Source organism: Citrobacter sp. Igbk 17 (assembly GCF_028069775.1).
GTDB lineage: Bacteria > Pseudomonadota > Gammaproteobacteria > Enterobacterales > Enterobacteriaceae > Citrobacter.
In genome coordinates this window covers 1-14719 of the sequence record NZ_JANEWI010000025.1, presented here as the reverse complement: position 1 = coordinate 14719, position 14719 = coordinate 1, and the positions used below count along the sequence as shown (strand labels likewise).

Genomic DNA, 14719 nt, shown 5'->3' with positions numbered 1-14719 from the left:
CAACGCTATTACATTGTACTCTCAAAAAATGATTAGCCTACCAGGCAATTGCCTGGTGTTACTGAGGATAGACCGTTGTCAGAATTGCTCTCCATCACTCTGTTTCTCGCTTCGGTACTGATTTATGCCTGGAAAGCGGGTCGCAACACCTGGTGGTTCGCCGCCACGTTAACGGTGCTGGGGATCTTTATTGTCTTAAACATCACGTTGTATGCCAGTGACTATTTCACAGGTGACGGCATCAACGATGCGGTCCTGTACACCCTGACCAACAGCCTGACTGGCGCGGGTATCGGAAAATATATCCTGCCGGGCGTTGGGATCGCCCTGGCGCTGACCACCGTTTTTGTCACGCTGGGCTGGATACTGCGCCGCCGTCGCCATCATCCGCATCATGTCGGTTACAGTCTGCTGGCCCTGCTGCTGGCGCTGGCTTCTGTTGATGCCAGTCCGGCTTTCCACCAAATAACTGAACTGGTCAAATCCCAGTCACGCGATGGCGATCCCGATTTTGCGACCTACTACAAAGAGCCATCAAAAACGATCCCCAATCCGAAGCTGAATCTGGTTTATATCTACGGTGAAAGTCTGGAGCGTACTTATTTTAACAACGATGCCTTCCCGGATCTGACCCCGGAACTCGGCACGTTGAAAAACGAAAGTCTGGATTTCAGCAACACCATGCAACTGCCGGGTACGGATTACACCATCGCCGGCATGGTCGCCTCACAGTGTGGCATTCCGCTGTTTGCACCATTTGAAGGTAACGCCTCGGCATCGGTTTCCAGTTTCTTCCCCAACAATATCTGTCTGGGCGATATCCTGAAGAACTCCGGTTATCAGAACTATTTTGTACAGGGCGCAAACCTGCGCTTTGCCGGGAAAGATGTATTCCTGAAATCCCACGGATTTGATCATCTGTACGGCGCTGAAGAGTTAAAGGGGGTCGTTGCAGACCCCGCTTATCGTAACGACTGGGGCTTTTATGATGATACCGTACTGGATGAAGCGTGGAAAAAATTCGAAGAGCTGTCACGCTCAGGGCAGCGTTTTTCACTGTTTACCCTGACCGTCGATACTCATCATCCGGACGGTTTCATCTCACGCAGCTGTAACCGTAAGCGTTATGATATTGACGGTAAAACCAACCAGTCCTTCAGTGCGGTCAGTTGCAGCCAGGAAAATATCGCCGAGTTTATTAATAAAATTAAAGCCTCACCGTGGTTTAAAGATACCGTGATCGTCGTCTCTTCCGATCATCTGGCAATGAACAACACCGCATGGAAGTATCTCAACAAGCAGGATCGTAACAACCTGTTCTTCGTGCTACGCGGCGATCAACCCCAACAGGAGACGCTGGCGGTGAAGCGTAATACCATGGATAACGGTGCCACCGTACTGGATATTCTGGGCGGCGACAATTTTATCGGCCTTGGACGCAGCAGCTTGTCCAGCGAATCCGTATCGGAAGTGTTCCTGAACATCAAAGAGAAAATGCTGGCGTGGAAGCCCAACATCATCCGTTTATGGAATTTCCCGAAAGAGATGAAAACATTCACCATCGATCGGGACAAAGAGATGATCTCTTTCTCAGGGAGTCATTTCCGCCTGCCGCTGCTGCTCCGAGTATCGGATCAGCGCGTCGAACCGCTGCCGGAAAGTGAATACTCAGCCCCGCTGCGCTTCCAGTTGGCTGATTTCGCCCCGCGCGACAACTTTGTCTGGATAGACCGTTGTTACAAAATGGCGCAGCTGTGGGCACCGGAACTGGCACTCTCCACCGACTGGTGCGTATCACAGGGGCAACTGGGCGGGCAGCAGATCGTACAGCATGTCGATAAAGCCAACTGGAAAGGGAAGACGACATTTAAAGACACGGTCATCGACATCGAACGCTATAAAGGTAACGTCGATACACTAAAAATTGTCGATAACGATATTCGCTACAAAGCTGACAGCTTCATTTTCAACGTAGCGGGCGCGCCGGAAGAGGTGAAACAGTTTAGCGGAATTTCACGCCCTGAATCCTGGGGGCGCTGGTCTAACGCACAGCTGAGCGAAGAGGTGAAAATCGAATACAAGGCTCCGTTGCCGAAGAAATTCGATCTGGTTATCACCGCGAAAGCCTTTGGTGACAACGCTAACCGCCCTATTCCCGTACGCGTCGGCAACCAGGAACAAACGCTGGTATTAAGTCAGGATGTCAGCACAACCATATTGCACTTTGATAACCCGACATCCGCCGACACGCTGGTGATTGTCCCACCCGATCCCGTCGCTACCAACGAGGGCAACATTCTGGGTCACTCGCCGCGTAAGCTGGGGATCGGGATGGTTGAAATCAAAGTGGTTGCTCAGGGCTCGTGACATGAAGTGCTGATAGTGCTTCGCTTATCGGCCTACCGCTAACCACCGTTATTATCTGAAAAAAAACAGCGCCCAACACCGCACCGGGCGCTGCATGGCAACCTTATTCCAGACTGTTTACTGCCTGACGCATCCCTTGCACCAGAATACTTTCCAGATTTGCCGTCACCTGTGCAGCTAACCCTGGCAGCAATGTAAGATCTTCCCCCCAGTGAGCCGCATCGCCGAGCACAGTGTCCACCAGTTCACGCAGCGTCAGATCGTTGCCGACTCGCGGCCACAGACTGGCATACAGGCTTATCCACTGCTCATCATCCTGTAGTGGGTAGCGTTCGCCCGCGCGTTCCCCGCGATAAAATGCCAATAATGCAGCAAGTGCAAACGTTAACCGTACAGGCCAGCGCCCATTCTGCTGACCAGCCAGCAGTTGCGGTAAAATACGGGTACGGAATTTTGTCATGCCATTCAGCGCGATGGAAAGCAGTTGATGGCGAATATAGGGGTTCTGAAAACGCCCACTCACGGCGCTGGCAAACTCACGCAGTTCATCAGCCGGAAGATCCAGAACCGGGATAATTTCCTCGCCAATTGCCTGCTCAACAAAGCGACGCACGTCAGCATCCTGCATTGCCTCCCCCACGGTATCCAGCCCACACAACCAGGCGACTGGCACCAGCGCCGTATGTGCACCGTTTAGAATGGCAACCTTACGCTCTTTATACGGCTTGATATCGCTCACCACGCGGATGTTCAGCGGGCACTGCGCCAGTTTCAGCTCCCCGGCCAACCACTCTGGTCCCTGAATAACAAACAGGTAAAAATGTTCAGCGGTATCGAGAAAGGCATCGTGATAGCCCAGCGTTTCTTCCAGCGCAGCGGCCTCCTCACGTGGGTAGCCGGTAACAATGCGGTCCACCAGCGTGGAACAGAAGGTATTCGCTGTTTCCACCCAATCGGCAAACGCCGGAGGAAGCTGCCAGGCCTGCGCATATTGCAATACCAGGGCTTTAAGCGCCTCACCGTTATAGTCGATAAGCTCACAAGGAATAATTACCCAACCTTTATCCACCGCACCAGCAAAGTGGTTAAAACGCTCCAGCAGCAGACGCGTCAGTTTGGCTGGAAAGCTGATCGGTGGCACATCATCAACCTTGTCGGCTGCGTGATAGCTAATCCCGGCTTCGGTGGTATTTGAAAACACAAAGCGAATATCCGCATTGTGCGCCAGCGCCAGATACGCGGCAAAGTCCTGATACGGATTGATCTCGTTATTGACCGAGCGGATCAGTCGCGCTTCGCTCACTGCATCACCCTGTTCGTTCAGGCCACGAATCAGCGTGGTATACAGCCCATCCTGAGTGTTCAACGACGGTGGAAAATCGGTATTGATCGGGCGAACAAGAGTGACACCCGCCTGCAGATCCGTTTTCTCGTTCAGGATATCCAGTTGCCAGTCAACAAACGCACGCAGGAAGTTTCCTTCGCCAAACTGGATCACGCGTGTTGGATAGCAGCGCCCTGGAAAGTCACGTCGATTCAATGTTTTCATCACACTCTCCCTATCAGAACGTAATCACGCCTTTAATCAGCTCACGGTTGTTGATCACATCCCGTTCATAGATCTCTGCCAACGTATCAAACGCATAGCGGTGCGTGAGCATCATGTCAGCCGTCAGTTTGCCTTCCGACATCAGACGCCCCACTTTGGCGAAATCTTCCGGTGTGGCGTTACGGCTGCCCATCATGGTGGTTTCTTTCTTGTGGAATTCGGGATCGGAGAACTGTAAATCACCTTTGAACAGCCCGACAAAAACGATGCTGCCGCCGTGGCGAATCAAATTCACCGTGTTGTTCATCGCGTGCTGATTCCCCGTAGCATCAATGACTTTTTGCGCCAGCGAACCGCCAAACTGTGTGCGTAACTGCGCATCAAAATCTGCAGCGGACGGATCGATAACCGGAAGCCCTAATCGGGAAACCACATGCTCTCTGCGTGCTGGGCTGGTATCCGCAACAACCACCTGCGCACCATCTGCTTTGGCGATCGCCGCGGCACCGAGACCAATCGGACCAGCCCCGACAACAAGAACATGTTCGCCAGGTACCACCGCCGCCCGACGCACCGCATGGGCGCTAATGGCATAAGGTTCGATCAATGCCGCGGCATGCGGATCAATCCCCTGTGCATCCAGTAGATTCGTTACCGGAACGGATAAGTACTCGCTAAAGCCACCATCCTGGTGCACACCAATCACCGAAATCTTCTCGCAGCAGTTGGTACGCCCGCTCTGGCACGCCGGACACTGCTGGCACGCGACGTAAGGAATAACAGCTACCTGCTGACCATTTTTCAGATCTTGTATATTTTTCCCCAGCCCGACAATTTCCCCACATATTTCATGGCCTAACACACGTGGATAGCTGAAAAAAGGTTGGTTCCCGCCCCAGGCATGAATATCAGTTCCGCAAATCCCTACGGATTTAATTTTAATTAATGCTTCACCCTCACCCGGAATAGGTATTTCGCGTTCTTTCCAGACTAATTTTTTAGGTTCCTGGCAAATCAACGTATTCATCGTAGACATGACTCTGCTCTCCTGTTTTTTTGTTGCCTCAGATATCAACGAAAATAAAAACACCGGAGAAAGCGGAAACATAATCTGTGAATCTCAACGCATAAAAATGTTTTAAATCGGGTTTTAATAGGCAAAAAGGAGAAGCCATGAGCCGTTCGCAGAACTTACGCCACAATGTGATTAACCAAATAATTGATGATATGGCGCGTGGTCATATCCCTTCCCCTTTGCCTTCGCAAAGCGCACTGGCAGAAATGTACAACATCAGCCGGACCACCGTGCGCCACATGCTGAGCCATTTAGGTGAATGCGGCGTACTGACGCAAGTCGGTAGCCACTATGTGATCGTACGTAAACCGAACCATGATGACGGTTTTTCGTGTACTACAGCATCCATGACCGAGCAAAACCGGATTTTTGAGCAGGCGTTTTTCACCATGATTAACCAGCGCCAACTGCGTGCGGGTGAAAGCTTCTCTGAACTGCAATTGGCCAGAGCCGCAGGCGTCAGTCCGGTCGTTGTACGGGAATATCTTTTAAAATTCGAGCGTTACAATCTGATTAAAAATGAAAAGCGCGGTCAGTGGAGCATGAAGCAGTTCGATCAGGCCTACGCCGAGCAGTTGTTCGAACTACGAGAAATGCTGGAGACTCACTCTCTGCAACATTTCCTCAACCTGCCTGACGATGATCCTCGCTGGCTGCAGGCCAAAACGCTGCTGGAGCGCCACCGGATACTGCGCGACAGCATCGGCAGCAGTTTTCGCATGTTCTCGCAACTGGACCGGGAATTCCATGCCCTACTGCTTTCCGCAGCCGATAATATATTTTTTAATCAATCACTTGAAATTATTTCTGTGATTTTCCACTTCCACTATCAGTGGGATGAAAGCGACCTCAAGCAGCGCAATATCATTGCCATCGATGAACATATGACCATCCTCAGCGCGCTGATTTGCCGCAGTGACCTGGATGCTACCCTGGCGCTTTGTAACCATTTGAATTCAGCCAAACAATCGATGATTCGCTCCATCAACCAACGTTGCCATAATGCTTATTAAGAACAGATTAAAAACAGCAAACCATTACCGGGAGCACGGTTTTATAAAAATAAAAACGCCAGAAAAATACCTCTTGCCTATGCTCACGCTAAGTCGACTGCATTAAAAAACTTTCGTGAGCGGTGATGAAAAAATTGATTTATCACCGGTACTTTTTCAATACAGCACAGCCAATCACTGTGTAAAAATAAATTATTGAGGTTCAGGAGTCCGGCGTGGAAAAAAATAATATTACCCTCGACCCGAGTTCTTCGTTTGGCACCTCGTCATCTGCGGATATTAATGTTCCGCCAGAAGGCATGGTGCAACGCAGTAGTCGAATAAAGCGCATTCAGACCACAGCAATGATTTTATTATTTTTTGCTGCGGTGATTAATTACCTCGACCGCAGTTCACTGTCAGTAGCAAACTTAACTATTCGCGAAGAACTGGGACTCAGCGCCACACAAATCGGCGTGCTGCTGTCGGTCTTTTCTCTCGCATATGGTATTGCGCAACTTCCCTGCGGCCCGCTGCTGGATCGTAAAGGTCCGCGCATCATGCTGGGACTGGGGATGTTCTTCTGGTCGCTGTTCCAGGCGATGTCTGGCATGGTGCACAGCTTCACCCAGTTTGTGTTGGTACGTATTGGGATGGGGATTGGTGAAGCACCAATGAACCCATGTGGCGTAAAGGTCATCAACGACTGGTTTAACATCAAAGAACGCGGTCGTCCGATGGGGTTATTCAACGCCGCTTCAACGATCGGGGTGGCCATTAGTCCGCCTATTCTGGCTGCCATGATGCTGGTCATGGGCTGGCGCTGGATGTTCATCACCATCGGTGTGCTGGGTATTTTCCTCGCTATCGGCTGGTACATGCTGTACCGCAACCGCGAACAGATTGAACTGAGCGCCACCGAGCAGGCGTACCTGAACGCCGGCAGTGTCAACGCGCGTCGCGATCCTTTGAGCTTTGCCGAATGGCGCAGCCTGTTCCGCAACCGCACCATGTGGGGCATGATGCTGGGCTTTAGCGGTATCAACTACACGGCATGGTTATATCTGGCCTGGCTGCCTGGTTATCTGCAAACGTCCTACAACCTGGATTTAAAAAGCACCGGATTAATGGCGGCGATCCCGTTCCTGTTTGGCGCAGCCGGGATGTTGATCAACGGTTTTGTCACCGACTGGCTGGTGAAAGGCGGTATGGCGCCGATTAAGAGCCGTAAGATTTGTATTATCGCCGGGATGTTCTGCTCCGCTGCCTTCACGTTTGTCGTGCCACAGGCAACAACATCAATGGCTGCGGTACTCCTGATCGGTATGGCGCTGTTCTGCATTCACTTCGCCGGCACTTCCTGCTGGGGGTTGATCCACGTCGCTGTCGCTTCACGCATGACCGCCTCTGTGGGCAGTATCCAGAACTTTGCCAGCTTTATCTGCGCGTCCTTCGCGCCGATCGTTACCGGCTTTATTGTGGATACCACCAACTCTTTCCGCCTGGCGCTGATCATCTGCGGTTGCGTCACCATGGTAGGCGCGCTCGCCTATATCTTCCTGGTTCGTCAGCCAATCAGCGACCCACGTCAGGAGTGATGCTCTGTAAGGGTCCGGTAATCGTACATTACCGGACCTGCGCCAAAGCCCGCTATACTGCCTCCATGAAAATCACTTTCCGCCCCACAACTCAGGTCGATACCCCAATCCTGCCGGACATCGAACACTCCGCAGGACAGCGCTTCCTGCGCATTCCTTCACTGGCATGGCTCGCCGATGGTCACACCGTTACGCTCTCCCAACATCAGCACTATGTTGACAACGAGATGAGCTGGCTGGCACTGGCAGACAACTCTCCCGTTGGCTTTTTGCTGGCAGAACCGATTGCATCATCGCTGTTTATTGCTGAAGTTTCTCTGCATCTGGGCTGGCAGGGGAAAGGGATTGGTCGGGGGTTGATTCGCTACGTCGCTGAACAGGCGCGGGAAAAAGGGTATGCCTCGCTCACGCTGACCACCTTTCGCGATGTGCCATGGAACGCGCCCTTCTATGCCGGTCTGGGGTTTGAGATGCTGACAGATGAGGCGCTTTCTACACCACTGCGCCAGAAAAGAGAAGAAGAAGCAGCGCACGGCCTGGAATTTGAGTCACGCTGCGCCATGCGCCTGATATTGCGCTAATTGCCCGATGGCGGCTACGCCTTATCGGGCCTACGTAACCTTTCCCCGTAGGCCAGATAAGCGACAGCGCCATCCGGCAACTACGTAACCTTTCCCCGTAGGCCGGATAAGCGACAGCACCATCTGGCAACTACGTAACCTTTCCCCGTAGGCCCGATAAGCGACAGCACCATCCGGCAACTACGTAACCTTTCCCCGTAGGCCGGATAAGCGCCAGCGCCATCCGGCAACTACGTAACCTTTCCCCCGTAGGCCGGATAAGCGCCAGCGCCATCCGGCAACTACGTAACCTTTCCCCGTAGGCCGGATAAGCGACAGCGCCATCCGGCAACTACGTAACCTTTCCCCGTAGGCCAGATAAGCGCCAGCGCCATCCGGCATCACAGGCTTAAAACGTTTCCCAGTTATCACCGGCATCCGCTACCGCGGCTTTGCGTGGCTGTACGGTTGCTGGCGCGGGTTTTGCGGTCGCGACATCGCGAGCACGCTGTTGATCATGCTGAATACGGAACACCGCAACGGCCTGAGTCAGACGGCTGGCCTGTTCTTCCAATGCGGCAGCGGCAGCAGCGGATTCTTCCACCAGCGAGGCGTTCTGCTGCGTCACGCGATCCATCTCAGCAACGGCCAGGCCCACCTGGTCGATACCGCGGCTCTGTTCATCAGAAGCCGAAGCGATTTCGCCCATGATATCGGTCACACGGGTCACCGCATTAACGATCTCATCCATGGTTTCACCGGCGCTTTCTACCAGTGTTGAACCCACATCGACACGACTTACTGAATCTTCAATCAGGCTTTTGATTTCGCGGGCAGCCTGCGCACTGCGCTGGGCCAGGTTACGGACTTCACCCGCCACCACCGCAAACCCACGTCCCTGCTCACCTGCACGCGCAGCTTCTACTGCAGCGTTCAACGCCAGGATGTTGGTCTGGAAGGCAATGCCGTCGATCACGCTGATAATATCGGCAATTTTCTGCGAACTGGAAGCGATATCACGCATGGTTTGCACCACGTTATCCACCACTTTTCCGCCTTTCTGCGCCGTTTCTGAGGCACTCAGCGCAAGATGGCTGGCCTGACGGGCGTTTTCGGCGTTCTGCTTCACGGTGGCCGTCAGCTGTTCCATGCTGGCCGCGGTTTCTTCCAGAGATGCAGCCTGCTGCTCGGTACGTGAAGAGAGATCGTTGTTACCCATCGCAATCTCGCTGGCACCGCTATAGATAGCGTTAGCGCCATTACGCACATCACCCACGGTATTCATCAGCTCACCCTGCATATGACGCAGGCTTTCTGCCAGTTGCCCAATCTCGTTGGACCCTTCCACATCAATGCGCTTTACCAGATCGCCGCTAGCGATATGACGAATGCTGTCAATCAGACGGTTCATCGGAGAAATAAGAGAAAGTTTAATACCGAACCAGACCGCGACAATCGCCGCCAGCACGGTAATCAGCACGCACGCCAGTACCCACATCGCCTGGCTGTAAGAGCTGTTGTTATCTTCAACTGCAATGTCATACAGGCGGTCATTCTGCTGCATGTAATTGACATATTGCTTCTCAAAACCATCCTGATAGCTTTGCGTCGGTTGATCAAAGAATGCGTTGATCTTCCCTTCACCCAACAGTTGGATCAGCTCCGCCAGCGCACCATGGTAGATGTCATAGGTGCGGTTGATCTCCTGGAAAGCGGCTTCACTTTGACGCGGGTCACGCGGGAGAGACTCATAGACCGCCCAGTTTTTTTCCGTCAGTTTCAGCGCCGTGCTCGCTACCTGCATCAGTTCAGCAACGGTCGCACCGCTGCCGATATTGCTCTGATCCATCATGTAGCGAATACCCGCCCGGTTAAGGGTGTTTCGCGTTTGCAGCAGTTCAACCCAGGTGGCATTCAGCGCAGACTGCTGCTGGCGAATGGTTTGCAGAACGGTAAAGTTCTCTTTGTCATTCTTAAGTGAGTTAAAGAACAACCCGCCCGAGGCCAGTTGTAAAACGCCAAATAGCGCCAATACCAGCAGTAAGCTGGTAACAATCTTCATTCGTTTTAACATGTTTTCTCTTTCCGCTAGACAGATGTCAGAATTTTCGGCCTGGAAAGGGAAAACTTTATGGAATTCGTGCTAACTGAATCGATCTCAGCATCGACGATTCGTCGATGTCCGCAGTCAACCCAGGATCTAAAGGCGTTTATCAGTGATCTCAATCACATAATTATCCCCACTCACCGGCGCCAGGAACCGCTCACTGACACTTGAGACCGCTTAAGCTGACATACAACCACTCACTTATTTACCTTACTTTACGCGCGTAACTCTCTGGCAAGATCCTCCCAACATAGCAGTCAACTTATCTCCTCAAACACACAATCAACCCCCCAGCGGCCTCGGCCAATTATTAGGTTTTACTATGGATACGAAAAAGATATTCAAGCACATACCCTGGGTAATTCTCGGAATCATCGGTGCATTCTGCCTCTCGGTAGTGGCATTACGTCGGGGTGAACACATCAGCGCCCTGTGGATCGTGGTCGCCTCTGTTTCCGTTTATCTGGTGGCCTATCGTTACTACAGTCTCTACATCGCTCAAAAGGTGATGAAACTTGACCCGACGCGTGCCACGCCGGCGGTCATCAACAATGATGGTCTGAACTACGTACCAACCAACCGTAACGTGTTGTTCGGTCACCACTTTGCTGCTATCGCAGGTGCAGGTCCGCTGGTTGGGCCGGTACTGGCCGCGCAGATGGGCTACCTGCCCGGTACCCTGTGGCTGCTGGCCGGTGTGGTACTGGCTGGTGCGGTGCAGGACTTCATGGTGCTGTTTATCTCTTCCCGCCGTAACGGCGCCTCTCTGGGCGAGATGATCAAAGAAGAGATGGGCCCGATCCCGGGAACCATTGCGCTGTTCGGCTGCTTCTTAATCATGATCATCATCCTCGCGGTACTGGCGTTGATCGTGGTAAAAGCGCTGGCAGAAAGCCCGTGGGGTGTGTTCACCGTCTGCTCAACCGTACCTATCGCGCTATTTATGGGGATCTACATGCGATTCCTGCGCCCAGGACGTGTGGGTGAAGTATCGGTGATTGGTATTGTGCTGCTGGTTGCTTCTATCTACTTCGGCGGTGTGATTGCACACGACCCGTACTGGGGCCCGGCGCTGACCTTTAAAGACACCACCATTACCTTCACCCTGATCGGTTACGCGTTTATCTCCGCGCTGCTGCCGGTATGGCTGATCCTCGCGCCGCGCGACTATCTGGCGACCTTCCTGAAAATTGGCGTTATCGTCGGTCTGGCAGTGGGGATTGTTATCCTCAACCCGGAACTGAAAATGCCGGCAATGACCCAGTATGTTGATGGTACGGGTCCGCTGTGGAAAGGTGCGCTGTTCCCGTTCCTGTTCATCACCATCGCCTGTGGTGCGGTATCTGGCTTCCACGCGCTGATTGCTTCCGGTACCACACCGAAACTACTGGCCTGTGAAACTGACGCGCGCTTTATCGGTTACGGCGCGATGCTGATGGAATCCTTCGTCGCAATTATGGCACTGGTTGCTGCTTCCATCATCGAACCGGGCCTGTACTTCGCAATGAACACCCCACCTGCGGGCCTTGGCATCACCATGCCGAACCTGCATGAAATGGGGGGTGAAAATGCACCACTGATTATGGCGCAACTGAAAGACGTTACCGCACATGCGGCGGCGACCGTCAGCTCCTGGGGCTTCGTGATTTCGCCTGAGCAGATCCTGCAAACCGCGAAAGACATCGGTGAACCGTCCGTTCTGAACCGCGCAGGTGGCGCACCAACGCTGGCTGTCGGTATTGCTCACGTGTTCCACAAAGTCCTGCCAATGGCTGACATGGGCTTCTGGTACCACTTCGGTATTCTGTTCGAAGCACTGTTCATCCTGACCGCACTGGATGCAGGTACCCGTTCTGGCCGCTTTATGCTGCAGGATTTACTGGGTAACTTCGTGCCGTTCCTGAAGAAAACTGACTCCCTGGTTGCCGGTGTCGTCGGCACTGCGGGCTGCGTAGGCCTGTGGGGCTACCTGCTGTATCAGGGCGTGGTTGACCCATTGGGCGGCGTTAAGAGCCTGTGGCCGCTGTTCGGTATCTCTAACCAAATGCTGGCGGCTGTGGCGCTGGTTCTCGGCACCGTGGTACTGGTTAAAATGCAGCGCACCAAATACATCTGGGTTACCGTTGTTCCGGCAGTATGGTTGCTTATCTGCACCACCTGGGCGCTGGGTCTGAAACTGTTCAGCACCAACCCGCAGATGGAAGGCTTCTTCTTCATGGCGAATCAGTACAAAGAGAAGATTGCCAACGGTGGCGAACTGACCGCACAGCAGATTGCCAACATGAACCATATCGTCATCAACAACTACACCAACGCAGGCCTGAGTATTCTGTTCCTGGTGGTGGTGTACAGCATCATTTTCTACGGGTTCCGTACCTGGCAGAAAGCCCGCACCATCAACGGTCGCTCTGATAAAGAAACACCGTATGTACCGGTGCCGGAAGGCGGCGTGAAGACCTCTTCACACCACTAACCTGAAGCCGGGTGGCGCACGCTTACCCGGCCTACAAAATGCACTTAACGTAGGCCGGATAAGGCGTAAGCCGCCATCCGGCTTTATTCATTAACAGGACGATAGAATGTTTGGTACTTTAGGTCAGGCAAAAAAGTATCTCGGTCAGGCGGCGAAGATGCTGATTGGCATTCCGGACTACGACAACTACGTCGAACACATGAAGACCAATCATCCCGATAAGCCGTACATGACCTACGAAGAATTCTTCCGCGAGCGCCAGGAAGCCCGCTACGGTAGCGGCGGAAGCAGTTGCTGTTAGAAGGAGAAGTGAATGACCCCGATTGCAGTTACCCTACTCACCGGTTTTCTTGGCGCGGGTAAAACCACCCTGCTGCGCCATATTCTCAACGAGCAGCACGGTTACAAGATTGCCGTGATCGAAAACGAATTCGGCGAAGTCTCGGTGGACGATCAATTGATTGGTGACCGCGCCACACAGATCAAAACCCTGACTAACGGCTGCATTTGCTGTACCCGCTCCAGTGAGCTGGAAGACGCGCTGTTAGACCTGCTCGACAACCTCGACAAAGGCGCGATCAATTTTGACCGTCTGGTTATTGAATGCACCGGCATGGCCGATCCCGGCCCAATTATTCAGACCTTTTTCTCCCATGAGGTGATCTGCGAACGTTACCTGCTGGACGGCGTGATTGCGCTGGTGGATGCAGTACATGCCGACGAGCAGATGAACCAGTTCACCATCGCCCAGTCGCAGGTCGGCTATGCTGACCGCATCCTGCTGACCAAAACCGACGTCGCAGGTGAAAGCGAGAAACTGCGTGAGCGCCTGGCGCGCATCAACGCCCGTGCGCCGGTGTACACCGTGACGCATGGCGATATCGACCTTTCGCTGCTGTTCGATACCAACGGTTTTATGCTGGAAGAGAACGTAGTCAACGCCAAACCGCGCTTCCACTTTATCGCCGACAAGCAAAACGATATTTCCTCGATCGTCGTCGAACTGGACTATCCAGTGAACATCAGCGACGTGTCGCGAGTGATGGAAAACCTGCTGCTGGAATCCGCCGAGAAGCTGCTGCGCTACAAAGGCATGCTGTGGATTGACGGCGAACCGAATCGCCTGCTGTTCCAGGGCGTCCAGCGCCTGTACAGCGCCGACTGGGACCGCCCGTGGGGCGATGAACAGCCGCACAGCCAACTGGTGTTTATCGGTATTAATCTGCCGGAAGACGAGATCCGAGCCGCGTTTGCGGGATTAAAGAAGTAATCTCCTGCTGAATTGCCCGGTGGCGCTGCGCTTACCGGGCCTGGATATTCCGCTTCCCGTAGGCCGGATAAGGCACCGCCGCCATCTGGCACTCACTTTCCTGGCATAGGGCTATTTCTTGTTTTGCTCGCGCAGCATAGCCTCGCGCAAAATAGCATTCAGCCGCGTCTGGTAACCCTTTCCGGGGCGTTTTAGCCACTCCATCACATCGGCATCAATGCGCACCGATGCCTGCGTTTTCAACGGACGGAAAAACTTACCGCGATGAGCCTCTGACCACTGCTCATCTTCGGTCGCGGGAATGTCGCTGTAATCAATATCATCGTCCGGTTTATTCGCCAGCGCTTTCAGTTCAGCCTCATGCTGAGCACTCAGCGCGGATGCGCTGCCGCGTTTATGTTTAACCATGCTCATAACGATTCCTCTCTTTACTGTCCGCCTTTCTGGCACTGATGATACGAATGACTTCAACGCCACTTTCAAATCTAACGCTATGGGCAACCAGAATAACCACAATGCCATGAACAAGACCGATGGTCTGCCATCGGTACTCACCGTTCTCATACCGATCCTGGCGCGAAAGATGTTGGGGATCGTCAAACACCAGCACCGCATCCTCAAACCGGACACCGTGTTTCCTCAGGTTACGTTGTGCCTTGTTTGCATCCCATTCAAACTCCATTGGCATGTATTTTATCCCTAATTGTATATACAAAAAAGTATATACA

At 53.1% G+C, this 14719-nt stretch carries 12 protein-coding genes; 7 read left to right on the top strand and 5 right to left on the bottom strand.

Annotated features, from left to right (window positions below):
• Window positions 1-75 precede the first annotated feature (75 nt).
• Window positions 76-2367 (top strand): phosphatidylglycerol--membrane-oligosaccharide glycerophosphotransferase, encoded by a 2292-nt coding sequence (opgB, locus tag NNO08_RS15155; RefSeq protein WP_271449396.1) that lies wholly within the window; start codon window positions 76-78, stop codon window positions 2365-2367.
• A gap of 103 nt (window positions 2368-2470) precedes the next feature.
• On the opposite strand, the gene NNO08_RS15150 is transcribed toward opgB, so the two are convergent.
• Both NNO08_RS15150 and NNO08_RS15145 read right to left on the bottom strand, forming a co-directional pair.
• The gene (locus NNO08_RS15150; RefSeq protein ID WP_271457018.1) at window positions 2471-3916 is read right to left on the bottom strand and encodes a tagaturonate reductase; all 1446 of its coding nucleotides are present in this window, start codon (window positions 3914-3916) and stop codon (window positions 2471-2473) included.
• A gap of 13 nt (window positions 3917-3929) precedes the next feature.
• On the bottom strand, window positions 3930-4952 hold the full coding sequence (locus tag NNO08_RS15145; protein WP_271442546.1) for a zinc-binding alcohol dehydrogenase family protein: 1023 nt from the start codon (window positions 4950-4952) through the stop codon (window positions 3930-3932).
• A 137-nt stretch (window positions 4953-5089) separates the two neighbouring features.
• Here NNO08_RS15145 and NNO08_RS15140 point away from each other — a divergent pair, with 137 nt between their 5' ends.
• The 3 genes from NNO08_RS15140 (at window position 5090) to NNO08_RS15130 (ending at window position 8162) form a co-directional block, all read left to right on the top strand.
• Window positions 5090-6004 carry a GntR family transcriptional regulator gene (locus NNO08_RS15140; RefSeq protein WP_271442545.1) on the top strand — a complete coding sequence of 305 codons (915 nt, stop codon included), beginning with the start codon at window positions 5090-5092 and terminating at the stop codon, window positions 6002-6004.
• Window positions 6005-6219: 215 nt separating this feature from the next.
• A complete protein-coding gene (locus tag NNO08_RS15135; protein WP_271442544.1) occupies window positions 6220-7581 on the top strand; it encodes an MFS transporter in 1362 nt (453 codons plus the stop codon).
• Between the two features lie 65 nt (window positions 7582-7646).
• Window positions 7647-8162: a GNAT family N-acetyltransferase gene (locus NNO08_RS15130; RefSeq protein WP_271457038.1), complete on the top strand. Its 516-nt coding sequence runs from the start codon at window positions 7647-7649 to the stop codon at window positions 8160-8162.
• A 388-nt stretch (window positions 8163-8550) separates the two neighbouring features.
• Here the strand turns inward: NNO08_RS15130 and tsr are convergent, their stop codons facing one another.
• Window positions 8551-10215, bottom strand: a complete 1665-nt coding sequence (tsr, locus tag NNO08_RS15125) for a methyl-accepting chemotaxis protein (RefSeq protein WP_271442543.1) — start codon at window positions 10213-10215, stop codon at window positions 8551-8553.
• 355 nt (window positions 10216-10570) lie between these two features.
• On the opposite strand from tsr, the gene btsT reads away from it, so the two are divergent.
• The 3 genes from btsT to yjiA all read left to right on the top strand — a co-directional run bounded on the left by btsT (window position 10571) and on the right by yjiA (window position 13991).
• Window positions 10571-12721: a pyruvate/proton symporter BtsT gene (gene btsT / locus NNO08_RS15120; RefSeq protein ID WP_271457017.1), complete on the top strand. Its 2151-nt coding sequence runs from the start codon at window positions 10571-10573 to the stop codon at window positions 12719-12721.
• Between the two features lie 106 nt (window positions 12722-12827).
• Window positions 12828-13022, top strand: coding sequence for a YbdD/YjiX family protein (locus tag NNO08_RS15115; RefSeq protein WP_003830038.1), 195 nt, complete (start codon window positions 12828-12830; stop codon window positions 13020-13022).
• A gap of 12 nt (window positions 13023-13034) precedes the next feature.
• Window positions 13035-13991 (top strand): GTPase, encoded by a 957-nt coding sequence (gene yjiA, locus NNO08_RS15110; protein WP_271442542.1) that lies wholly within the window; start codon window positions 13035-13037, stop codon window positions 13989-13991.
• 111 nt (window positions 13992-14102) lie between these two features.
• Here yjiA and NNO08_RS15105 read toward each other — a convergent pair whose 3' ends face one another.
• Window positions 14103-14405 (bottom strand): BrnA antitoxin family protein, encoded by a 303-nt coding sequence (locus NNO08_RS15105; protein ID WP_271457016.1) that lies wholly within the window; start codon window positions 14403-14405, stop codon window positions 14103-14105.
• A complete protein-coding gene (locus tag NNO08_RS15100) occupies window positions 14392-14679 on the bottom strand; it encodes a BrnT family toxin (RefSeq protein ID WP_271457037.1) in 288 nt (95 codons plus the stop codon). The genes NNO08_RS15105 and NNO08_RS15100 overlap by 14 nt, the downstream gene beginning before the upstream one ends.
• Between the last annotated feature and the right edge of the window lie 40 nt (window positions 14680-14719).